The organism is Actinophytocola sp. KF-1, from assembly GCF_054661535.1.
Genome location: NZ_BAAFVK010000022.1, coordinates 42,830 through 63,857 on the forward strand (window position 1 = coordinate 42,830; position 21,028 = coordinate 63,857).

19 protein-coding genes are annotated in these 21,028 nt (G+C 72.2%); 5 read left to right on the plus strand and 14 right to left on the minus strand.

Annotated features, from left to right (window positions below; genetic code table 11):
• Nucleotides 1–93: 93 nt before the first annotated feature.
• Genes ACYQ77_RS42630 through ACYQ77_RS42650 form a run of 5 tightly spaced genes read right to left on the minus strand, consistent with a single transcriptional unit; the run spans nucleotide 94 to nucleotide 4,765 of the window.
• Entirely contained in the window at nucleotides 94–1,416 is a 1,323-nt protein-coding gene (locus ACYQ77_RS42630; RefSeq protein ID WP_459722998.1) for an ABC transporter substrate-binding protein, read from the minus strand.
• Entirely contained in the window at nucleotides 1,413–2,420 is a 1,008-nt protein-coding gene (locus tag ACYQ77_RS42635; protein ID WP_459722999.1) for a branched-chain amino acid ABC transporter permease, read from the minus strand. Before ACYQ77_RS42635 ends, ACYQ77_RS42630 begins: the two co-directional genes overlap by 4 nt.
• 2 nt (nucleotides 2,421–2,422) lie before the next feature.
• Nucleotides 2,423–3,301 carry a branched-chain amino acid ABC transporter permease gene (locus ACYQ77_RS42640; protein WP_459723001.1) on the minus strand — a complete coding sequence of 293 codons (879 nt, stop codon included), beginning with the start codon at nucleotides 3,299–3,301 and terminating at the stop codon, nucleotides 2,423–2,425.
• A gap of 11 nt (nucleotides 3,302–3,312) precedes the next feature.
• Nucleotides 3,313–4,017, minus strand: coding sequence for an ABC transporter ATP-binding protein (locus ACYQ77_RS42645; protein ID WP_459723003.1), 705 nt, complete (start codon nucleotides 4,015–4,017; stop codon nucleotides 3,313–3,315).
• Entirely contained in the window at nucleotides 4,001–4,765 is a 765-nt protein-coding gene (locus tag ACYQ77_RS42650; RefSeq protein WP_459723072.1) for an ABC transporter ATP-binding protein, read from the minus strand. The genes ACYQ77_RS42645 and ACYQ77_RS42650 overlap by 17 nt, the downstream gene beginning before the upstream one ends.
• 174 nt (nucleotides 4,766–4,939) lie before the next feature.
• Between ACYQ77_RS42650 and ACYQ77_RS42655 the strand changes: the two genes are divergently transcribed.
• Nucleotides 4,940–6,169 carry a PucR family transcriptional regulator gene (locus tag ACYQ77_RS42655; protein ID WP_459723004.1) on the plus strand — a complete coding sequence of 410 codons (1,230 nt, stop codon included), beginning with the start codon at nucleotides 4,940–4,942 and terminating at the stop codon, nucleotides 6,167–6,169.
• A gap of 870 nt (nucleotides 6,170–7,039) precedes the next feature.
• On the opposite strand, the gene ACYQ77_RS42660 is transcribed toward ACYQ77_RS42655, so the two are convergent.
• Nucleotides 7,040–7,897, minus strand: coding sequence for an alpha/beta hydrolase family protein (locus ACYQ77_RS42660; RefSeq protein ID WP_459723007.1), 858 nt, complete (start codon nucleotides 7,895–7,897; stop codon nucleotides 7,040–7,042).
• 137 nt (nucleotides 7,898–8,034) lie between these two features.
• Between ACYQ77_RS42660 and ACYQ77_RS42665 the strand changes: the two genes are divergently transcribed.
• From ACYQ77_RS42665 to ACYQ77_RS42675, 3 genes are read left to right on the plus strand one after another with little or no spacing between them, the layout of a single operon-like run.
• Nucleotides 8,035–8,631, plus strand: coding sequence for a QsdR family transcriptional regulator (locus ACYQ77_RS42665; protein WP_459723009.1), 597 nt, complete (start codon nucleotides 8,035–8,037; stop codon nucleotides 8,629–8,631).
• A 48-nt stretch (nucleotides 8,632–8,679) separates the two neighbouring features.
• Nucleotides 8,680–10,245, plus strand: coding sequence for a class I adenylate-forming enzyme family protein (locus ACYQ77_RS42670; RefSeq protein ID WP_459723011.1), 1,566 nt, complete (start codon nucleotides 8,680–8,682; stop codon nucleotides 10,243–10,245).
• Complete coding sequence (locus tag ACYQ77_RS42675) at nucleotides 10,242–12,641, plus strand: helix-turn-helix transcriptional regulator (RefSeq protein ID WP_459723014.1); 2,400 nt, start codon at nucleotides 10,242–10,244, stop codon at nucleotides 12,639–12,641. Before ACYQ77_RS42670 ends, ACYQ77_RS42675 begins: the two co-directional genes overlap by 4 nt.
• Here ACYQ77_RS42675 and ACYQ77_RS42680 read toward each other — a convergent pair.
• The 3 genes from ACYQ77_RS42680 to ACYQ77_RS42690 are packed head-to-tail and all read right to left on the minus strand — an operon-like array spanning nucleotide 12,613 to nucleotide 16,234.
• The gene (locus ACYQ77_RS42680) at nucleotides 12,613–13,794 is read right to left on the minus strand and encodes an acyl-CoA dehydrogenase family protein (protein ID WP_459723015.1); all 1,182 of its coding nucleotides are present in this window, start codon (nucleotides 13,792–13,794) and stop codon (nucleotides 12,613–12,615) included. The two genes, ACYQ77_RS42675 and ACYQ77_RS42680, sit on opposite strands and share 29 nt — an antisense overlap.
• Nucleotides 13,791–14,831: a zinc-binding dehydrogenase gene (locus tag ACYQ77_RS42685; RefSeq protein ID WP_459723073.1), complete on the minus strand. Its 1,041-nt coding sequence runs from the start codon at nucleotides 14,829–14,831 to the stop codon at nucleotides 13,791–13,793. The genes ACYQ77_RS42680 and ACYQ77_RS42685 overlap by 4 nt, the downstream gene beginning before the upstream one ends.
• 2 nt (nucleotides 14,832–14,833) lie before the next feature.
• Nucleotides 14,834–16,234, minus strand: coding sequence for a DHA2 family efflux MFS transporter permease subunit (locus ACYQ77_RS42690; protein ID WP_459723018.1), 1,401 nt, complete (start codon nucleotides 16,232–16,234; stop codon nucleotides 14,834–14,836).
• Nucleotides 16,235–16,299: 65 nt separating this feature from the next.
• Here ACYQ77_RS42690 and ACYQ77_RS42695 point away from each other — a divergent pair, with 65 nt between their 5' ends.
• Nucleotides 16,300–16,872 (plus strand): TetR/AcrR family transcriptional regulator, encoded by a 573-nt coding sequence (locus tag ACYQ77_RS42695; RefSeq protein WP_459723019.1) that lies wholly within the window; start codon nucleotides 16,300–16,302, stop codon nucleotides 16,870–16,872.
• Nucleotides 16,873–16,881: 9 nt separating this feature from the next.
• Here ACYQ77_RS42695 and ACYQ77_RS42700 read toward each other — a convergent pair whose 3' ends face one another.
• The 5 genes from ACYQ77_RS42700 to ACYQ77_RS42720 form a co-directional block, all read right to left on the minus strand.
• Entirely contained in the window at nucleotides 16,882–17,421 is a 540-nt protein-coding gene (locus tag ACYQ77_RS42700) for an ATP-binding protein (RefSeq protein ID WP_459723021.1), read from the minus strand.
• A 215-nt stretch (nucleotides 17,422–17,636) separates the two neighbouring features.
• Nucleotides 17,637–18,269, minus strand: coding sequence for a response regulator transcription factor (locus ACYQ77_RS42705; protein ID WP_459723023.1), 633 nt, complete (start codon nucleotides 18,267–18,269; stop codon nucleotides 17,637–17,639).
• A gap of 16 nt (nucleotides 18,270–18,285) precedes the next feature.
• Nucleotides 18,286–18,870: a sortase domain-containing protein gene (locus ACYQ77_RS42710; protein WP_459723024.1), complete on the minus strand. Its 585-nt coding sequence runs from the start codon at nucleotides 18,868–18,870 to the stop codon at nucleotides 18,286–18,288.
• Entirely contained in the window at nucleotides 18,867–19,382 is a 516-nt protein-coding gene (locus ACYQ77_RS42715) for a hypothetical protein (RefSeq protein WP_459723027.1), read from the minus strand. The genes ACYQ77_RS42710 and ACYQ77_RS42715 overlap by 4 nt, the downstream gene beginning before the upstream one ends.
• Before the next feature lie 86 nt (nucleotides 19,383–19,468).
• On the minus strand, nucleotides 19,469–20,944 hold the full coding sequence (locus ACYQ77_RS42720) for an RNA polymerase sigma factor (protein WP_459723029.1): 1,476 nt from the start codon (nucleotides 20,942–20,944) through the stop codon (nucleotides 19,469–19,471).
• Between the last annotated feature and the right edge of the window lie 84 nt (nucleotides 20,945–21,028).

The window sequence follows — 21,028 nt, forward strand, 5'->3', positions numbered from 1 at the left end:
GAACCCGATCGGGTGCACGCCGGTCCACCTTGCCAGCCAACGCAAAGCGGCCGGCGGCGTGGGTCGCCACGCCGCCGGCCGGGATCTCGCGCGCTACTCCGCGGGTTTGACGTCCGGGATGCCGTTCGACGGCGGGGCGTCACCCGCGGCCGAGTCGTCCTCCTTGATCGGGCTGTCACCGAGGTCGGTCACCAGCACCGGGGTGAGGTCCTTGCCGATGCCGTCCTGGATCTCGACCACCGCCATGCCCGAGATGCCGAGGTGGCTCTCCCCGGTGTAGCGGAACGGGGCCAGGCCCGGCCCCGCGAAGTCCTTGCCGGACTTCTCGATCGCCTCGACGATGCCCTCCCTGGTCGGGTTCGGGCCCGCGGCCTGCAGTGCCTGCACGAACGTGTACGCCTGCGACATGCCGTACACGCGGTAGTTCGTCAGCTCACCGTCGGCGCCGTGCTCGTCCCACACCTTCTGCCACAGCTTCATCCACGGGTCGTCCGGCGAGTCCACGCCCGGCAGGTACTCGGTGCTCATGACGCCGTTCAGCATGGACGCGCCGTCGGTCACCTTGCCCTCCGAGAACCGCGCCAGCAGGGAACCCACGAGGGCCGGGTCCGAGCCGACGTTGCTGTAGAACCACGTCGGCTTGAAGTTCAGCCGCAGCGACACCAGCTGGCTCAGCGCGGTGTAGGACGGGACGTTGAAGCCGAGCACCACGTCCACGCCCGCCGCCTGCAGCTGCGCCATCTGCGGCGCGACGTCGGTGTTGCCCGGCGTGTACTTGGCGACCGCCACGATCTGCTTGTCCAGGTACCTGCGGGCGCCCTTCTCGCCGTCCCGGCCGAAGTCGTCGTCCTGCAGGAACAGGCCCACCTTCGCGTCGGGCATGTTCTTCGCGACCCAATCGCCGATGATCTTGCCCTCGATCTCGTAGTCGGGCTGCCAGCCGAAGGTGAACGGCTTCTCCTTCGGCCAGTCGCCCCACTGCAGCGACCCCGACGACACGAACAGGTCCGGGACCTTGGCGTCGTTGAGGTAGTCCACGACGGCGCTGTGGGTCGGCGTGCCGAGACCGCCCACCATCGCGAAGATCTCGTCGTTCAGCACCAGCTCGTTGGTCACCTGGCTGGTGTTCGTCGGGTTGTAGGCGTCGTCCTTGACGACGAACTCGATCTTGCGGCCGTTGACGCCGCCGTTCGCGTTCACGTAGTCGTAGTACGCCTTGTGCCCGCTCGGGATCTCGCTGTACCCCGGCGCCGCGACGCCGGTCAGCGGGAAGTGCGCGCCGATCTTGATGGTGGTGTCGGTGATGCCGACGGTCGAGCCCTTCTCCTCGCTCTCGGGCCGGCCGCCCGCCCCGCACGCGGCCGCCGTGACCGCGACGGCGAGGAGTAACGCCGTACCCGTGTACCAGCGCTTCATGAACTTCGCCTCCAGTGGATGAGTTTCCGCAACCCGCCGGCGAGGCCTGCGGGTGCGAGCAGCACGACCAGGACGGTGACCAGGCCGTAGATCAACGGCGCCAGCTGCGCGGCCTGCACGTCGGAGAGACCGAGGCCCGTGCCGGCCTGGGTCACCACCTGCGGCAGGAACGTCAGCAGCGCCGCCCCGACCAGCGCCCCGACAAGACTCCCCAACCCCCCGAGCACCACCGCCGACAACAGCAGCAGCGACAACGTCAACGTGAACCCGCTCGGCGCCGCCAGCCGCGCCGACAACGCCATCAGCCCACCCGCGAGCCCCGCACACCCCGCGCTCACCACGAACGCCAGCACCCGCGCGCGGCCGAGGTCGATGCCGGCCAGCTCGGCCGCCACCTCGTCGTCCCGCACGGCCTGCCACTGGCGCCCGACCCGGCTGCGCGCGAGGTTCGCGAGCAGCACGAACACCACGACCACCGCGAGCCAGCCGACGTAGGCGAGGTACCTGATGGGCGTGAGGTCCTGCCCGGTGACGAAGTACGCGGCGTCCGCGAGCCAGCCCGGGATCTCCGGCATCCGCACGTTCAGCCCCTGGTCGCCGCCGAGCCACTCGCCGAAGTACACCGGGATCCCCGGTACCGCCACCGCGAGCGCGAGCGTGGCCCCCGCCAGGTACGGGCCGTGCAGCCGGGCCGCGGCGACCCCGACGACCGCCCCGACCACCAGCGTGATCACCACCGACAGCAGCAGGACCACCGGCAGCGGCAGCGTTGCCTCCCGTGACTGGAGCATCAGCGCGGTGGCGTACGCGCCGACCGCCATCAGCGCGCCGTGCCCGAGCGACAACTGGCCGTTGAGTCCGGTGAGGACGGTCAGGCCGGCCGCCGCGATCGCGTAGTACGCCATCGCGGCGAACTGCGCGTTGCGGAACTGGCTGGTGTTCTCCAGCACGAGCACGATGACGACGAGCGCGCCGAGCGCGAGCAACAGGTGCCTGCGGACCATGGTCAGACCCTCCGCTCACGGACGCTCGCGAACAGCCCGCCCGGTTTGAGCAGCAGCACGGCCATCAGGATCACCAGCGCGGCGAGCGGCACCAGCTCCGCCCCGACGTAGCCGCTGACCAGGCTCAGCGACAGGCCCAGCAGGACCCCGCCGACCACGGCGCCGACCGGGCTGTCCAGCCCGCCGAGCACCGCCGCGACGAACCCGTACACCACCACACCGTCCATGTAGGACGGGTGGACCAGCCCGCCGCCCGCGATCAGCAGCCCGGACAGCGAGCCCACGAGCGCGGCGAGCGCCCACCCGAGGGTCAGCATCCGCCCGACCTTCACGCCGAGCAGCCGGGACACCTCCTGGTTGAACGCCGACGCCCGCATCCGCAGCCCCAGGTCGGTGCCGCGGAACAGCAGCACCAGCCCGACCATGACCGCGCCGACCGCGAGGATGGTGAACACCCCGAACCCGGTCAGCGCGATCGTGGTGTCGCCGATCTGGAAGCCGCGCAGCCCGAACGGCGCCGGGAACGACCGGTACCGCGAGCCGAACACGATGGCCGCCAGCGCGTGCAGCACGATGAACAACCCGAGCGTCAGGATCACCGCGTTGATCTCGGACTTGCCGGACACGAACCGGACCACGAACCGTTCCACCACCGCGCCGAGCACGAGGCCGGACAGCAGGGCGACCGCGAAGCCCAGCCAGTACGAGTAGCCGGCGTCGATGAGCACCAGCGCCACGTACGTGGTGATCATCGCCATCGGCGCCTGCGCGAAGTTCACGATCCGCGTCGCGCGCCAGATCAGCACGAGCGCCAGCGCGAACGCGGCGTACACCACGCCGAGCGTCAGGCCCGTGAGGACGGTGGTCAGCAGTTGCTGCACGAGGCCCCCTGTCAGAATCCGAGGTAGGCGTGACGGAGGGCGTCGTCCTCGGCGAGGGTCGCGGCGTCCTCGACGGCCACCACCTCGCCGAGGTTGAGCACGACGCCGTGGTCCGCGATGGACAAAGCGCTCCGCGCGTTCTGCTCGACGAGCACGACGGTCAGCCCGTCGTCGCGCACGAGCCCGCGCAGCAGTTCGAAGATCTGCACCACGATCCGCGGCGCGAGGCCGAGCGACGGCTCGTCGAGCAGCAGCACCTTCGGCCGGGACAGCAGCGCGCGGCCGATCACCAGCATCTGGCGTTCGCCGCCGGACAGCACGTGCGCGAGCCCGTTGCGGCGTTCCTCGAGCACGGGGAACAGCTCGTAGATCCGTGCGAGATCGGCCGCGCCGGTCCGCCTGCGTGCGCCCAGCGCGCCCAGCCGCAGGTTCTCCTCGACGGTCAGCTCGGCCAGCACGCCCCTGCCCTCCGGCACGTGCGCCAGCCCGAGCCCGGGCAGATCCTCAGTGGACACACCGGTGATCGGGCGGCCGGCCAGCGACACGGTCCCGGACCGCGCCCGGACAAGCCCGGAGATGGTGCGCAGCAGCGTCGTCTTGCCCGCGCCGTTCGCCCCGAGCACCGCGGTGATCTCACCCTCGGCCGCCGTGAGGCTCACGCCGTCGAGCGCGCGGACCGGCCCGTAGCCGGCGGACAGGTCATCGACGGTCAGCACCGGTCACCACGTCCTCGCCGAGGTAGGCCGCCTGCACCGCCGGGTCCGCACGGACCTCGTCCGGCGCGCCGCGCGCGATCACCTTCCCGAAGTCCAGCACCACGATGTGGTCGCACACGCTCATCACCAGGTCCATGTGGTGTTCCACCAGCATCACCGACATCCGGCCGGTCAGCCCGCGCACCAGCTCGCCGATCTCCGTGATCTCCGCCGACGACAGCCCGCCCGCGGGTTCGTCGAGCAGCAGCAGGTCCGGTTCGGCGACCAGCGCCCTGGCCAGCGCGACCCGCTTGCGCACCGGGTAGGGCAGGCTGCCCGGGTAGCGCCCGGCGACGTCGGCGATGTCGAACTCCTCGAGCACGGCCATCGCCCGCTCGGTCAGCGCCTTCTCGTCCCGCGCGCGGCGGGGGAGGCCCAGCAGCGACGGCCAGAACCCGGTCCGCGCGTGCCGGTCCGCGCCGACGAGCACGTTGTCCAGCACGGTCATCCGGCTGAACAGGCCCAGCTCCTGCAGGCTGCGTGCGATGCCCAGGCCCGCCAGCTGGTGGGGGCGCAGGCGCTTGAGCTCGGTGCCGCGCCACGTGAGCGTGCCGCTGTCCGGCCGGACGAACCCGCACGCGACGTTGAACAGCGTGGTCTTCCCCGCGCCGTTCGGGCCGATGACGCCGAGGACCTGCCCTGGCGCGACGGAGAGTGACACGTCGGACAGCGCGACGAGCCCGCCGAACGTCACCGAAACGCCGGACATCTCGAAGGTCTCTGCCACGCACGGCTCCCAACGCTGGGGTTCAACGTGGGTAGAACTTTGGTCGCACCGCACGATCGAGAACATGGGCACGATGCCCAAAATCGGTGGTGCGAGCGGACCCAAACTGGGCGTTCGGACTGGTCCTTCTGTGCACTCGCGTGCAACGCTGCCGACATGGAAGCCGCCAGGGTGCCGACGCTCGAGCCCGCCATGGAGCGGGAGATCGAGCGGGCTTGGGCCTCGCTGCTCGGCCAGGCAGACGCCATCGCCGACGACATCACGCTGACCCTCATCGAACGCGATCCGTACTGGTCGGAGCAGCGTCCGGACCGCCAGGCCGACCTGCGCGCGAGCACCCGCGAGCACATCCGCCGCGGCATCCAGACCATGGCCGGCGTCCCCGACCCCGACCAGCGCGCGATCGACGTGTGGCGGGAGACCGGGCGGCTGCGTGCGCGGCAGGGCGTGCCGATGGACCGCGTGCTGTCGGCGTACACGCTCGGCACCAGGACGCTGTGGGAGGCGCTGCTGCGGCAGGGCTGGGACCGCGAGGTGGAGATCGGGGAGCACCTGCTGCTGTACGCCGGGCAGAAGCTGTGGGCGGCGCTCGACGTGCAGAACGCGATCCTCGTCGAGTCCTACCGGCGGGAGACGACCCGGCTGCAGCGGCGCGACCTGCAGCGGCAGCAGAGCTTTCTCGACGGGCTCGTCGAGGGCCGCGGGGCCGACCCCGAGTTCGCGCGGGAGGCCAGGGAGGAGCTGAGCCTCGGGGCCGACGACTCGATCATGTGCGTGGTCGCGCCGTTCTCCGATCCCCTCGACGAGCCGCTGCGGGCGCCCGAGGACCGCCTCGAACGCGCCGGCATCGTGTCGCACTGGCACGTGCGCGGTGGGAACTACTTCGGGTTGGTGTCACGCGGTGGGCTGACCGTGCGGGACGTGTGTGACCAGCTGTCGCCGTGCGTCGCCGGCCGCGTCGGGGTGGCGTCCTGCGCTGACGGGCTCGCCGGGTTCGCCACCGCCTACCAGCTCGCGTCCCGGGCCGCGGAGTCGTTGCCGCGGGGGGAGCACCGGTTGGTGACGCTCGCCGACCGGTTGCCCGAGGTGCTGCTCGCCGGGAGCCCGGAGGTGGTGCCGGTGCTGGTGGCGTCGACCGTCGGGCCGATTCTGGGGCAGCCGCCGCAGCTGGCGGACACGTTGCTGGAGACCCTGGCCGCTTTGCTGGCTCACGACGGGTCGCCCACGCACGCCGCGCAGGCGTTGTACTGCCATCGGAACACCGTCATCTACCGGATGAAGCAGATCGAGTCCATCACCGGGCGGGATCTCGCCGACGCGCACGACAAGTTCGAGCTGACGTTGGGGTTGCTGGCCACCGGACGCCGGTACGCCGGGCGGCGATGATGCCTGTGGATGGTTCGCCTGGGTTTGTCGGTGGTCTGCTCTAGGCTGGAGTTCGGGGGCCGGAGGCCGTTGCCTGTGGACAACTCGGGCCTTGGCGGCTGATCTTGTCGGTGGTCTGCCCTAGGCTGGATGTCGGGGGGCCGGAGGCCGGGGTTGATCTTGGCCCGCCTGGGGATTGTTTGCGGGGTTCCTTGGGTTCGGGGTGTGTTTGCGGTGCGGCTTGGGTAGGTCCCGGGGTTTGCCGTTCTGTGGTGTTCGGTGGTGGCGGCGGATTGTGCGGGTGGCGCACTCACGCGTCAAGGGCGCCTTCGGCGTCCGGCTTCGCCGGATTGCTGCGCAACCCTTGACCCGCGAGCCTCCGCCACCCTAAGACAGGCCCTTACGGGCAGGCTGACGCCTGCCCGCCTCTCTGCCCGCCGCCACCACCGAACCAATACCGGGGTAGCCCGCAGGTTCGGCTTCTCCACGGGATAGGTGTTGCGCCTTCGGCGCCGGGCGGGTCTTGGCGCCTTCGGCACCGGGCGGCTTCGCTCCCTCCACTCGCGTGGGCTTTAGCGCCTTCGGCGCCGGACGGCTTCGCCGCCCTTCGTTCGGATGGGCTTTGGCGCCCTCGCCACCGGGCGGGTCTTGGCGCCTTCGGCGCCGGACGGCTTCGCCCCCTTCACTCGCGTGGGCTTTAGCGCCTTCGGCGCCGGACGGCTTTCGCCGCCCTTCGCTCGGCCGGGCTTGGTGCCTGTCGGCGCGGGGCGGCTTCGCCGCCCTTGTCGCGGGGTGGATTCCCCAAGTGATGAAGGGGTCCTTCATCACCCCGGACGTGGCGAAGGGCCCCTTCGCCACGTGATCGTGCCGAAGGGGCCCTTCAGTCGGGGGTCAGCCCGCGTGCGGGCAGGTGTCGCGGTACTCCTCGATGCTCGAGTCGTTCGGGGCCGGGCAGAGGAACTGCTCGTAGCGGGTGTCGTTGTCCACGAACCGCTTGAGCCACGAGATCATGTACTTCGCCACCGTGGTGTTCGACGTGTTCGGGAAGAAGTGGCTCGCCCCGTCGAGTTCCATGTACGCCTTCTCCGCCGAGGACGGGATGGAGTTGTAGAACGGGATCGAGTGCGTCGCCACGGGCGCGACCGAGTCGCTCTCGCCGCCGATGATGAAGGTCGGGACTTGCAGGGTGGACCACGTCTTCTGCGTGTTCCACGGCGCGAGCGGAATGGCCGCCTGCAGGGTTGGCCGGTCCTGCGCCGCCTCCAGGGAACCGCCGCCGCCCATGGAGTGGCCTGCCACCGCGAGGCGGGACGCGTCGATGCGCGAGCGGACCGAGCTGCTGTTCGTCAGGTACGACAGGGCCGCCAGGAGCTGGTCACCGCGGCTTTCGGGCTGGTCGTAGATCGAGTTGGTGTCGATCGTGATGACCACGAAGCCCTGCGACGCGAGCCGCGGGCCCAGCCACGCGATGCTCGACTGGGTCGCGGTGAAGCCGGGCGAGATGGCGAGCGCGCCGAACGTGCCCGCCGAGGTGGTGGTCGGGTAGTAGATGGTGCCGCCACCGAAACCCGACACGAGACTCGACACCGTCGTCTGCGACACCGCGAACGGGCCGCGCAGTGCCTCGATGCTGCTCTCCGTCGGGTCCGGGCCCCGCTCGTAGGGGTTGTCCGCCGCCTGGGCCGTCGGTGCCATCGCGAGTGCCGCGACCGCCGACAGTCCACACAGGATCCGTGTGGTTCTCCGCATGTGCCCTCTCCGTTCGCCGTTGAACACGGTCGGTGACCGACTGTGGCAAACGGACGCCGGTTGCCGCATCGGTGCAATCACCGGTCCGTGGCGGTGACACGACCGGCGCGACCTCCCCGGACGTACGATCGGCGACCGTGAGCCCCTCCGCCGACGAGATCGTCCGTGCCGCCGCGCACTGGATCGATCGCGGCATCCGCCTGGACACCCGCACGTTCGCCCACGAGCTGGGCATCTCCCGCAGCACGCTGTTCCGCCGCGTCGGCAACCGCGAGGAACTGCTCGGCGACGCGCTCTTCTACCTCGCCGACCGCACCATGGCGGCCGCGGTGCGCAAGTGGGAACGGGCCGAGGGCGCCGCGGTGCGCAACGCGTCCGGCGAGCTGCGCTGCCTCGCCGTCATGCGGGACTACCGCTCGGCCATCGCTGGCAACAAGGGCTTCCGGCGGTTCCTGGACGACGAGCCGACCGTCGCGATCCGGGTGCTCACCGACCCGCACGGGCGGGTCCAGCCGAGGGTGATGGCCGCGCACATCGAACTGCTGCGCCGCGACGTCGACGACGGCGGGTTCGTGCCCGCCGTGAGCCTCGAAAGCCTCTGCTACGCCATCGTCCGGCTCGGCGAGGCGTTCCTGTACTCCGACGTCCTCGCCTCCCGCGCGCCCGACCTCGACGCCGCGTCGACCCTGCTCGCGGCGCTCGTGGAGGGCCGGGTGCCGACCACCCCCTTGTGAAACACTCGCGCTTGGTGTTTCATCGAACACGACTTCGAGGAGGCGCCGATGCCGGTCCGGACGGACGTCAGCTGGCCACCCGGACTGCCGGGATCACTGGTATATCCCGAAGTTCCGGCCGGTGCGATCCTGCTCGGCGCGGTTCGCCGCTACGGCGACAAGGTCGCCTTCTCCCGCGGCGCCGAGTCACTGACCTACCGCGACCTCGGTGAGCGGGCGGCGCAGGCGGCGCACGGGCTGATCGGCCGCGGCGTGCAGCCCGGCGACCGGGTGGCGCTGCGGATGCCGAACTGCCTGGAGTACCCCGTCGCCTACTACGGCACGCTGCTCGCGGGCGCGGTGTTCGTGCCGGTGAACCCGCTGCTGCCGGAGGCGGCCGCCGCGAGGCAGATCGCGGACGCGGGCGCCGACGTGGTGCTGACCGCCGCGGACGTGCCCGGGTTGTGCGCGGGCCAGCCGACGACGCCGCCGCGGGTCGACCTGGACCTGGACGAGAACCTCGCGCACCTCGCCTACACCGGCGGCACGACCGGCGAGTCGAAGGGCGTGCGCCTGCCGCACCGCAACGTCGTGATCAACACGCTGCAGTACGCGTGCTGGATGACCGGCTCGCTGCCCGCGCTCGACGGCGACGGCGGCGTGGTGCTCGACCAGGTCGGCTCGGACGACGAGTACCCGACGCGGCTCGGCCAGTCGGTCGCGATCAACCTGACGCCGTGGTTCCACGCCATGGGCACCATCGCGGGCCTGAACGCGTTGCTGCTGATGGGTTTCACGACCGTCCTGCACGACCGGCTCGACCCCGGCGCGTACCTGGCGGACGCGGAACGGCTGAAGATCACGTCGATCGGCGGCGCGCCCGCGTTGTTCGCCGCGCTGCTGAACCACCCGGCGATCGAGACGACGGACCTGACGACCGTGAAGACGATCTCGTCCGGCGCGGCGCCCATGCCGCTGGAGATGATCAACCGGATGCGTGCGCTCGCACCGGACGCCGTGGTGACCGAGGGCTACGGCCTGACCGAGGTGACCATGGGCGCCGTGCTCGGACCCGTCCACCGGTCCGGTGTGCGGAAGGTGGGCACGGTCGGCGTGCCGATCTTCGACACGCGGGTGCGGATCCTCGACTCCGACGGCGCCGAGGTGCCGACGGGTGAGCGCGGCGAGGTGTGCATCAAGGGCCCGCAGGTGATGGCCGGGTACCACAACCGTCCCGACGCGACGGCCGAGGTGATCAGGGACGGCTGGTTGCACACCGGTGACGTCGGCGTGTTCGACGAGGACGGTTACCTGTCCATTGTCGACCGCATGAAGGACATGCTGCTGTACAAGGGTTACAACGTGTACCCGCGTGAGCTGGAGGAGATCCTGGCGGCGCAGCCCGGGGTCCTCGCGGCGGCCGTGGTCGGCAAGCCGGACCCCGCGGTGGGTGAGCTGCCGGTCGCGTTCGTGGTGCCCGCGGGCGACGCGGTGTCCGCGGAGTCGCTGATGTCGGCGGTGAACGAGCAGGTCGTGGCGTACAAGCGGGTGCGCGACGTGGTGTTCGTCGACCAGATCCCGGTCTCGGCGGCGGGGAAGGTGCTCAAACGCGAACTGCGCGGCCGGTTGTCGTGACCGGCTACCCGCTGCGTGGCAGGGATGCCGTGCTCGGCGGGCTGCGGTCGGTGGCCGGCGGCGCCGTGCTGGTGCGCGGCGCGGAAGGGCTGGGCAAGTCGGCGTTGCTGGCCGCCCTGCGTGCCGCCACCGGCGTGCGCGTCCTCGGGGTGCGGGGCCTGCGGGCCGAGCGCGCGCTGCCGCTCGCCGCGCTGCAGCGGATGTTCGGTGCCGCGCTGCCCGACGGCGCCGCGGTCCACCGCCTCCTCACCACGGTGTCCATGCCGACGCTGTGCTGGGTGGACGACGCGCAGTGGCTCGACGAGGAGTCCCTCGCCGCGCTGGCGTACGCGGCGCGGCGGCTCTCCGGGCACCCGGTCGCTGTCGTGCTGGCGTCGCGGGACGCCTCCGAGCTGTTCGAGTCGGTGGAGCTGCCCCCGCTGACCGACGACGCGGCGGACGCCTTGCTGCGGGACCGCGGTGTCCCGGCCGGCGTGCGGCCCCAGCTGGTCGAGCTGGGCGGCGGCAACCCGGCGGACCTGGTGGCGCTGGCGGAGTCGCTGACCCCGGCCCAGGCCGCGGGCCGTGAGCCCGTGTCGCCGGTGCTGATGTCACGGCTGTCCCGGTACGCGGCGCACCTGGCGGAACTGTCGGAGGCCGACCGCGTCCGGCTGCTGGCGAACGCCGCGGAGGCACCCGCGGACATGAGCAAGGCGACCCGGTCCACCTGGTACGCGGCTGCCTCGGTCGCGGACCGCAGGGCGGCACACGCGCACCTCGCGTCCGTGCTGGAGGGACCGGACCGGACGTGGCACCGTGCGATGGCGGCCGCGACCGAGTCCGCCTCGCTCGCCGACGAGCTGGCCGCCGCTCCCGCCGCCGATCACGCGACCGCGGCCCGCCAGCTGGAGCGGGCGGCGGCGTTGACGGCCGACCCGGCGTTGCGGGCCACCCGGCTGCTGGCGGCGGTCGACGCGGCGTGGCAGGCGGGCAGGCCGGGGTGGGCCCGCCTGCTGTTGTCGCGTGTGGACTCCCGGCCCGGCGAGGTCGCGTTGCGGCACGGGGAGATCGAGCTGCGCGACGGTGACCCGGCCGTCGCCACCCACGAGCTGACCACCGCCGCGGAGCTGCTGCCCGACCCCGCACCCGCGCTGCTGATGGCGGGCGAGGCACGCAGGCTGGGCGGCGACCTGCACGGTTACCGCAGGCTCGCCCGGGGGCTGTCCACGAAGGACGCACTCGTCGAGGCGCACTTCCTCGGCTTCACCGCGATGTTCGCCGGGCGGCACGAGGACGCGGCGGCACCGCTCGACGAGGCCGTGCGGCGCGGCATGGCCGCCACCGACGTCGCGGGCGCGGTCTGGGCCGCCGAGGCCGCCTTCGCCCGCGGCGACGCCGAGCTGGCCCACGAGTGCGCGGCCGCGGCGGTCGGCCGGGCACGGCTGCAGAAGCGGCACACCGAGCTGTCGTGGGCGCTCGTCTACCTCTCCCTGTCCGCGATCGCGCTCGACCGGCTGCCCTGCGCCAGGGCCGCGTCCCGCGACGGGCTGCACGCACCGCACAACCTGCGCATGGAGCACCTCACGCTGCTCGGGCTCGCCGCCGCGCTCCTCGGCGACCGGGCACCGGAACTGGACGAGGCGGCCGACGGCATCGCCGAACGCGGCCTCGGCAGGCCCGCCGCGGTGGCCGCCTGGGCACAGGCGTGCCTGGACCTCGCCGAGGACCGTCCTGACGACGCGCTCGGGCGGCTCGAGGACCTCGCCGCCGGGGTGGCGGGGGACCAGCCCGCCATCCGCGTGCTCGCCACGCCCCAGCTGGTGGAGGCGGCCGTCCTCGTCGAACGGGCAGGCCGGGCCAGGGAAGCGCTCGGCATCTTCGACCGGTGGACCCGCGCGGGCGGCAGCCCCTCCTGGACCGCGCTCTCCCACCGCTGCCACGCACTGACCACGCCGGACACCGACGAGGCGGAACGGCACTTCCGCCAGGCCATCGAGTGCCACCGCCGCGCGGGCAGCGGCATGGAGCTGGCGCGCACACAGTTGCATTACGCAACGCTCCTGCGGCGGCACCGCCGCACCCGGGACGCCCGTGACCAGTTCCGCGACGCCCTGCGCGGCTTCGAGAAGGCGGGCGCTGGCCGGTACGTCGAGCGGGCGCGTGCCGGGTTGCGGGCCACGGGCGAGACCGTCGCGGCGCCGCACCAGTCGCTCGCCGGGCTGACCCCGCAGCAGGCGGCGATCACCCGGCTCGTGGCGGCGGGGGAGACGAACAAGGAGATCGCGCGCAGGCTCGTGATCAGCCACCGCACCGTGGACCACCACCTGCGCAACATCTTCACCGCGCTCGGGGTGCGGTCCCGCGTGGAGCTGGCGCGCCGCGTCGCGGTCAGCGAACGAACGCGCTCAACCCCGTGACCGCGCGGCCGACGATGAGCTGGTTGATCTCCCGCGTGCCCTCGTAGGAGTACAGCGCCTCCGCGTCGGCCATGAACCGGGCGACGTCGTTCGCCAGCAGGATCCCGTTGCCGCCCAGCACTTCCCGCGCGAGCGCGACCGTCTCGCGCATGCGCGTGGACACGACCGACTTCGCCAGCGCGGCGTGTTCGTCCTTGTTGATCCCGCGGTCCTGCAGCCCGGCGAGGCCCACGACCATCGCGAGCGACGACGTCACGTTGCCGAGCATGGTCGCCAGGTGGTCCTGCACCAGCTGGAAACCCGCGATCGGCCGACCGAACTGGACGCGTTCGCCCGCGTACCGCAGCGCGGCCTCGTAGGCGCCCATCATGCAGCCGACCGCGCCCCACGCGACGCCGCCACGGGTCTGGCGCAGCACGTCGCTCGTGTCGCGGAAGGAGTTCGCGCGCTGTAGGCGGTTCTCCTCCTGCACGACGCAGTCGGTGAGCGTGATGTCCGCGTTCTGCACGGTCCGCAGCGCGACCTTGCCCTCGATCTTGGTCGCCGTGAAGCCGGGGGTGCCCTTCTCCACGACGAAACCCTTGACCTGGTCGTCGGCCTCGTCACGGGCCCACACGATCACCAGGTCGGCGAACGTGGCGTTGCCGATCCACCGCTTCGCGCCGTTCAGCACCCAGTGGTCGCCGTCGCGGTGGGCCGTGGTCTCCAGGCCACCGGCCACATCGGACCCGCCGTGCGGCTCGGTCAGCGCGAACGCGCCGATCTTCTCCATGCGTGCCATGGCGGGCAGCCACCGCTCGCGTTGCTCCGGCGAGCCGCAGCGGTTGACGCTGCCCATGGCCAGTCCGGTGTGGACGCCGTAGAAGGTGTTCATGGACGGGTCGACGCGCCCGATCTCCAGCGCGATGAACCCCGTGAGCAGGCGGGTGCCGCGGTGCGCGGCCATCCCGTCGTACATCAGCCCCGCGGTGTCCAGGGCGCGGAACCCGTCGATGACCTGGAACGGGAACTCGGCGCGTGCCCAGTACTCGGTGGCGATGGGCGCGACCTCGGCCTGCAGGAACTCCCGCACGCGCAGGACGATCTCCCGCTCCTCATCGGACAGTTGCTCCTCGAAACCGAACAGGTCGCCGGTGTGTGCCGTGAAGCTCATGGCACCAGGATGAGCCGGATCGGGTTGCCTGTCTTGTCGGTGAGCGCACGCACGGCCTCGGGCGCCTCGGCGAGCGGCAGCGTGCCGCTGATGGACTTCGACAGGTCGAGGCGGCCGTAGCGGATCAGGTCGACAAGCTTTTCGACGTCGCCGGGGGCGGAGCCGTAGTGGCCGATGACCTTCAGCCCGCGCGTGCTCAGCGCGACGCTGTTCCTCATGGTGAGCGGCTCCGGGGTGAGGCCGACGAGTACCAGCCGTCCGCCGCGTGCCAGGCACCGCAGCGCCTGCGACCGCACCGCGCCGACCCCGGCCATGTCGTAGGCGACGTCGAGGCCGGCGCCGCCGGTGGCCGCCAGCACGCGGTCGCCGAAGTCCGGCTCGGTCGGGTCGAACGCGAAGTCCGCGCCGAACTCCAGCGCCCGTGCGCGCGCCGATTCGAGCGGGTCGGCCGCGACGATCGGTGCCGCGCCGAGCATGCGCAGCAGCTGCACGGCGTGCGCGCCAAGTCCGCCGATGCCCCAGACACCGGCCGGACGGCCTGGTTCGGCACGTCCGGCGCCCGCGACCGCGCCCCACGGGGTCGACACGGCGTCCGGCACGATCGCGGCCTGCTCGAAGGAAAGCGAGTCCGGGATCGCGACCAGCGTGTGGTGGGTGGCGATGGCGTACTCGGCCCAGCCGCCGTCGTAGTCGACGCCCCGGGTGCGCACGGCGAGGCACGGCTCGCGGAAACGGGTGCACTGTGGACACTGCCCGCACCGCTCGCCCGCCGCGAGCGTCACCCGGGTGCCCGGCCGCCACTGGTCCGGCACGTCCGGCCCCACGACGTCGATCTCGCCGGCGACTTCGTGCCCCAGCGTCACTTCCGGTTCGGTGAGGAAGGCCGGGGGCAGGCTGCCGTCGATGAGGTGCACGTCCGAGAGGCACACCCCGGCGGCGCGGACGCGGATCCGCACCTGCCCAGGCCCCGGTTCCGGTACCGGGACCTGCTTCATCTCGAACGTTCCGGCACTCGGGTTCAGCCGCCCGGCAAGCATGCTCACACGGTCACCCTAGTGCGCTTCGGCAGCAGCAGGGCGACCAAACCGCCCGCCGCGACCAGCGCCACGCCGACCCACACCGCGGGTCGTGCACCGGCGACGAAGTCCGTTGGGCTCCCGTAACCACCGTGCGCCGCGAACACCGACGCGAGCACCGCGACGCCGACCGCGACGCCGAGTTCGCGGATCGTGTTGAGCACACCGGACGCCACGCCGTGCTCGCCGGCGCCCACGGTCTCGAGCGCGACCGTGCTCATGGGCGCGAACTCCAGGCCCATGCCGACCCCGGCCAGGACGAACGGGACGACCAGCTGCCCGTAGCCGACGTCGGTGGTGCTGACGGCCGCGAGCCAGGCCAGCGCCACCGCGAGGAAGACCTGTCCGGTGACGATCAACGCCCGCGCACCGAACCGGCCGACGAGCACGAGCCCGGCGAGCGGCGCGACGACCATCGGAGCCATCGTCCACGGCAGCGTGCGCAGCCCGGCCTCCAGCGGGTCCATGCCCTGCACCACCTGGAGGAACTGGGCGAGCAGGAACACCGCGCCGAACACGCCGGCGCTGAACAGCAACGCGACCCCGTTGACCGCGCTGAACCCGCGGGAGCGGAAGAGCCGCAACGGCAGCATGGGCGCGACCGCCCGGCGCTCCCACGCGACGAACGCGCCGAGCAGCACCGCGCCGCCGACGAGCGCGGCCAGCACCCCGGTCGACGTCCACCCGTGGTCGGACGCGTGCGTGATGCCCCAGACCAGGGCCAGCATCGCCCCGGACGACAGCACGAGGCCGACGGGGTCGAGCCTGCGCGCCCCGCCGTGGGACTCGCGCAGCACCGCGGCCGCGAACGGCAGCGCGACCAGCCCGACGGGGACGTTGAGCCAGAAGATCCACGTCCAGTGCAGCCCCTCCGCGACGGCCCCGCCGACGACGGGACCGACCGCGACGCCGAGCCCGGAGATGCCGCCCCAGATGCCGACGGCCGCGTTCCGGGCGCCGGCCGGGACCGCGGCGGCGAGCAGCGTGAGGGACAGCGGCATGACGGCAGCGCCCGCCGCGCCCTGGACCGCGCGCGCAGCGGTGAGCTGCCACGGTTCGGTCGCGAGCGCGCAGGCCGCCGACGCGGCGGTGAACAGGGTGATGCCCGCGAGGAACAGCCGCCGCCTGCCGATGCGGTCGCCGAGCGCGGCCGCGGTGAGGAGCAGGGCGGCGAAGGAGAGCGTGTAGGCGTTGACGAACCACTGCAGGTCGGTGAGCGAGGCGCCCAGGGACGTCTTGATGACCGGCAGTGCCGTGGTCACGACGAGGTTGTCCAGCGTGACCATGAACATCGGGATGCTGACGGCGGCCAGGACGGCGGCCATCGGTCTGGCGTGGGTGACCCGTTCCTCGGTGAGCGTCATGCGTCCCCCTTGGTTGTTATCGACTGATAACTAACAAGGTAGTAATCGACTGATAACATGTCAACGTGTCGAAGACCAGGTTGTCCGCGAGCGAGCGCACCGAGCAGATCGTGAGCGCCGCCGTGACCGCGTTCTCCTCGGGTGGCTACGCGGGCACGTCCACCGACGACGTGGCCCGGCTGGCCGGGGTGTCGCAGCCGTACGTGATCCGGCTGTTCCGCTCGAAGCAGCGCCTGTTCCTGGCGGCGGTCGAGCACGCGTGCGGCCGGATCGAGAGCGCGTTCCGCGACTCGGGCGCGGACGACCTCGCGGGGCTCGGGGACGCCTACGACACCTTGCTGGCACAGCGCGAACTGCTCGGCATGCTGCTGCACGGCTTCGCGGCCAGCGCCGACGAGGACATCGCCGCGGTCGTGCGCGCCAGGTTCGGCCGCATCCACGACACGATCCGCGAGCTGACCGGCGCCGAGCCGGCGGAGATCACCCGGTTCCTCGGCACCGGCATGCTGCTGACCGTGCTGGCCGCCATGCGCGCCATCGGCCCCGGCGCACCCGCTCCGGAAGGCTGGCTGGCCGACATCGCGTCGGTGTTCCCGTCGCTGTGCCCCTTGCCGCGCAACGACTCCGAGCCGGACTGACGGGCCAGCTCAGATGCGCATCGGGCCGTCGGACTCGCCGCGGCGCAGGCCCTTCAGGATGCGTTCCATGACGTCGGGCGACAGGTCGTCGGCGGCCGCGATCTCGGCGGGCGGCGGTGCGGCGGCGGCCGCGGCGCGCGTGGTGCCGCGCCGGGGAAGGGGGACGACCGTCGCGTCCATGCCCTTCGGGAGCGGCACCTCACACCACAGCAACTGCTTGCCCGTCGACAGCAGCTGCACGCCGCTGTTCGGGCCCGCGAGGGTTCTCGGCACGCGCAGCTCGGGCGAGGTGCGGTCGTCCTCGATCTCGACCGCCAGCGAGGTGCCCGACAGGCGGAGGCGGAACAGCAGCATGGTCGGCGTCGAGGTGGGCTTCGCGTCGCCCACGACGGCCTTGACCAGTGCCTCCGCCGTACGCCGGACGTCGGGCACTATCGACTCGACCCGCCACTCGGTGAGCGTGAACCGCACGAAGAGGTCTGCGCAGTTCACGGCGCTCGGCAGCGCGACGAGCTTCAGGTCGTCCACCTGCACCGTCTGATCGCGCACGGATTCCTTCACATCCCAACCTCGGGAGACCCGGTGATCTTGCCCCGAAAACCCCGCGTGGGGCAATGCCCACGCTTGCAGCAGGTTACTGCCATCCCGCACGACAGTTGTACCCGCGTGGCGCCCGGTTACCGCCGGGTATCCCCCGCATCGCCCTGACCTGCGCAGAAAGCCCGCGCAGGCCGTTTCGTCACACCGAGCGTGACCGTCCGTCGCTAGATGAGACCCTCTTTCAGCGCGTACGCCACCGCGTGCGCCCGGTTCTTGAGCTGGAACCGGTTCGTCACGTCGTGGATGATGCTCTTCACGGTCCGCTGCGAGTAGCACAGCTTCTCCGCGATCTCCTGCGTCGACAGGCCCGACGCCACCAGCCGCAGCACCTCGCCCTCCCGGTTCGTGATGCCTGCCAGCTGCAGACCACGCGGCTCCAGCACGTGCCGCTGCAGCCGCGACACCCGGTTCAGCAGCCTGCCGAGCAGGTCCGGCGGCAGCGCGCCCTCACCCGCCGCGGCCGCCTTCACCAGGCGCACCAACATCTCCGGCGTCGCCTCCGCGCGGCGGGCGACCGCGCACACCCCCGCCTCGACCGCGGTCAGGACCTCCGCCTCCGCCATCTCGCCGGAAACCAGGACGATCCGGGAGAAACCGCGGCCCTGCAGGACTCTCAGCAGCGCCGCGGCCGGCTCGTCGAACCGGTCGGCGGCGACGAGCGCGACGGTCGTCGCCGGGTCGGCGTCGTCGCCTGCCAGCCAGACCTCCTGGCGGGTGCGCAGTGCCGCGGACACCCCGTTCTGCAGGATCGGGTCGGTCGCGCGGACCAGGACCTGGGTGCGGGTGGTTGCCATCATTGCTTGTCTCCCCACATCAGCCGAGCTGGTCGGCGTAGACGATGACGTTGTCGAGGTAACTGCGCGCGGCGCGGTCGAAGGCGCCGCCGCAGGTGATGAGCCGCAGGACCGGCGTGGTCGCGCCGTTCCAGATCTTGTTCGCGGGCAGTGCCGTCTTCGGCGCCTGCTCCTTGCCGGTGACGACGAAGGTCACCGCGCTGGTGCGGTAGTGGACGACCACCTCGTCGCCCGCCGCGAGCTCACGCAGCCGGTAGAACACGTCCGGCCCGTTCGCCTTCGAGTCCACATGGGCCACCACGACCGCGGGCCCCTGCTCACCGGGACGCGGCCCCGGCGAGTACCACGCGGCGAGCCCGAAGTCCGGTGTCTGCATGGCCCCGTCGTCCTTGAGACCGACCGGCACCAGCGCCGCGTCGACGTCGATCGCCGGGATCGTGATCCGCAGCGGGTCACCGGGATCGGCGGGCGGCGGGGGTGTTGTGGCGGCCGGGTCGGTCGCCGCCACCGACACGTCCCGCAGCTGGGTGCCGACGATGACCAGGGCGGCGACCATGGCACCGACCGCGACCACCACGGCCGCCACCCACGTCACGACCTTCATGACGGCCGCCGCTCGCTCCGCCGGATCACCAGCATCGTGCCCGCGCCCGCGAGGCCGATCAGCACGAGCGCGGGGATCACCAGCAGGACCCAGTTCACCTCGTCAGCGGGCCCCGCGCCGGTGTCGATGCGGTTCGGCGTCGGCACGCCCGACGGCGGGTCCTGCGGCTTCTCGACCGGCGGCTGCCGGGTGGTCGTGGTGACCGGCGGGTCGGTCGGGTCCGGGTTCCCCGTCGGGGTCGCGATGTCCGTGGGCCGGGTCGGGGTGGCGGTGGGGCTCGCGACGTCGGTGGGGGTGGTCGGCTCGGCGGTCGGGCTCGCGATGTCCGTCGGCGGCTCCGCCACCGTCGGCAGCGTGATGTCGCACCTGATCCGGACCTCGCACCGCTCCGGGGTCGCGGTCGGCGACGCGATGTCGGTGGGGCCGGCGAACGGCGGTGCGGCGGCGGCCACCCCGGCGCCGGACAGCAGCGTGCCCATCAGGATCGTCGTGGTCAGCACGGCCTTCTTCATCGGGTTCCTCCCTGGTCGACGTTCGTGTCACCAGGTAGGAGCCGAGGCCCCGGGAGACCCTTACAACTTTTCCCCAGAACTTTTTTCTAGCCGATGACCGGGCAGTACACGGTGACCTTTCCCGAGGTCGCGGAGGTGTTGCCCGCGGCGTCGGCCATCGTGACGGTCCAGGGCACGACCCCGGAGGTCGGGAACGGGCCGAGGGTGGCCCGCCACATCCCGCGGACGAGGGTCATCGCCGCGCTGCCCGCGGTGCCCGCCGGGTCGGTCCAGCTCAGCGTCGCCGACACCACCCCGACGTTGTCGGTGCCCGACGCCGCCACCGTGGTGGTGTTGGGGCTGCCGCAGTTCACCGCGTAGATGTCGCCGCCCGCGGAGGCGCCGGTGATGGCCGGCGGTTGTGTGTCCCGAGGCGGGGGCGGGGGCAGGACCCTGGTCGTCGTGGTCGTGGTGGTGCGGCGGCTGGTCGTCGTCGTGGTGGTGGGCCGCGCCCTCGTGGTCGTCGTGGTGGTCGTCGTGGTGGTGCTGGTGGTCGTCGTCGTGGTCGGCGCCGTCGTGGTGGTCGGCGCGACCGTGGTCGACGCGGTGGTGGTGGTCGTGGCGGGCACGCTGTGCTCGAGCGCCAGCGGTTCGCCCTCGACGGGGCCGTCGCTGCGCCAGTACACGACCGCCGAGCCGAGGGCCAGCAGCAGGAGCACCGCCACCCCGGCCGCGACCACCCGGCCGCGCCGTGACCGCGTCCGATCCCCGGCCGGTGGCGGCGCGACGGGCGGGAACAGCGTCCGGTCCGCCGACGCGAGCCGCACCTCGGCCATCACGCGGTCCTTCAGGAACAGCGGCGCGGGCAGCAGCGGCACACCCGCGAGCAGTGCCAGCGGGCTGACCGCGACCCGCCGCCGTGCCGAGCAGACGTCGCAGGAGTCGACGTGCCGGGCCACGCGCTTGCGCATGAGCGGGGAGAACCGGCCGTCCCAGTCCGACAGGAGCGCGTCGAGCTCCGTGCAGTCCTCCCGGCCGAGACGCGCGATGAGCAGCGCGCCGAGCGACCGTTCGACCTGGTCGCGCAGCCGGGTGAGCAGCACGTACGCGTGGCCGGCGCTGACGCCCATGGCCTCGCCGAGCTCCGCGCCGTCCAGGCCCTGGCGCACGTGCAGGTCGAGCAGCGCGCGGTCGCGTTCGGACAGTCCGGCCGCCGCCGACCACACCAGGTCCCGCAGCGCCTTCTGTTCCGCCGCGCGGTGCGGCCCCGGGTCCGTGTCCGCCATGTCCTCCACCTCGTCGAGCACGACGCGGCCGCGGACACGGACCCTGCGCAACGCCACACTGCGTGCGATGGCGTACAGCCAGGGCCGGAGCCGCTCCGGGTCGTTGAGCTGACCGAGGCGTTCGGCGGCGAGGACGAAGGTGTCCTGGACGGCGTCGGCGGCCTCGTCACGGTCGCGGAGCACCGACCAGCAGAAGTCGTGCAACCGGTCGGCGTAGCGGTCGTAGACCGCCCCGAACGCCTCCCGGTCGCCCGCGAGCACACCGGCCACCAACTCGGTGTCAGTGCGTTCACTCACGATTCGACCTCCGGGTAACGGCAAAGCGACGTGCATCGACAAGGAGCCCCCGAAGCGAGGAAACCTTACGACTTTCCCCCAGAC

Excerpts from the sequence above, each read along its gene's own strand:
- ACYQ77_RS42630 (WP_459722998.1), bottom strand. The coding sequence starts at position 1,416 with ATGAAGCGCTGGTACACGGGTACGGCGTTACTCCTCGCCGTCGCGGTC.
- ACYQ77_RS42635 (WP_459722999.1), bottom strand. The coding sequence starts at position 2,420 with ATGGTCCGCAGGCACCTGTTGCTCGCGCTCGGCGCGCTCGTCGTCATC.
- ACYQ77_RS42650 (WP_459723072.1), bottom strand. The coding sequence starts at position 4,765 with ATGTCCGGCGTTTCGGTGACGTTCGGCGGGCTCGTCGCGCTGTCCGAC.
- ACYQ77_RS42655 (WP_459723004.1), top strand. The coding sequence starts at position 4,940 with ATGGAAGCCGCCAGGGTGCCGACGCTCGAGCCCGCCATGGAGCGGGAG.
- ACYQ77_RS42660 (WP_459723007.1), bottom strand. The coding sequence starts at position 7,897 with ATGCGGAGAACCACACGGATCCTGTGTGGACTGTCGGCGGTCGCGGCA.
- ACYQ77_RS42670 (WP_459723011.1), top strand. The coding sequence starts at position 8,680 with ATGCCGGTCCGGACGGACGTCAGCTGGCCACCCGGACTGCCGGGATCA.
- ACYQ77_RS42680 (WP_459723015.1), bottom strand. The coding sequence starts at position 13,794 with ATGAGCTTCACGGCACACACCGGCGACCTGTTCGGTTTCGAGGAGCAA.
- ACYQ77_RS42685 (WP_459723073.1), bottom strand. The coding sequence starts at position 14,831 with ATGCTTGCCGGGCGGCTGAACCCGAGTGCCGGAACGTTCGAGATGAAG.
- ACYQ77_RS42690 (WP_459723018.1), bottom strand. The coding sequence starts at position 16,234 with ATGACGCTCACCGAGGAACGGGTCACCCACGCCAGACCGATGGCCGCC.
- ACYQ77_RS42705 (WP_459723023.1), bottom strand. The coding sequence starts at position 18,269 with ATGATGGCAACCACCCGCACCCAGGTCCTGGTCCGCGCGACCGACCCG.
- ACYQ77_RS42710 (WP_459723024.1), bottom strand. The coding sequence starts at position 18,870 with ATGAAGGTCGTGACGTGGGTGGCGGCCGTGGTGGTCGCGGTCGGTGCC.
- ACYQ77_RS42715 (WP_459723027.1), bottom strand. The coding sequence starts at position 19,382 with ATGAAGAAGGCCGTGCTGACCACGACGATCCTGATGGGCACGCTGCTG.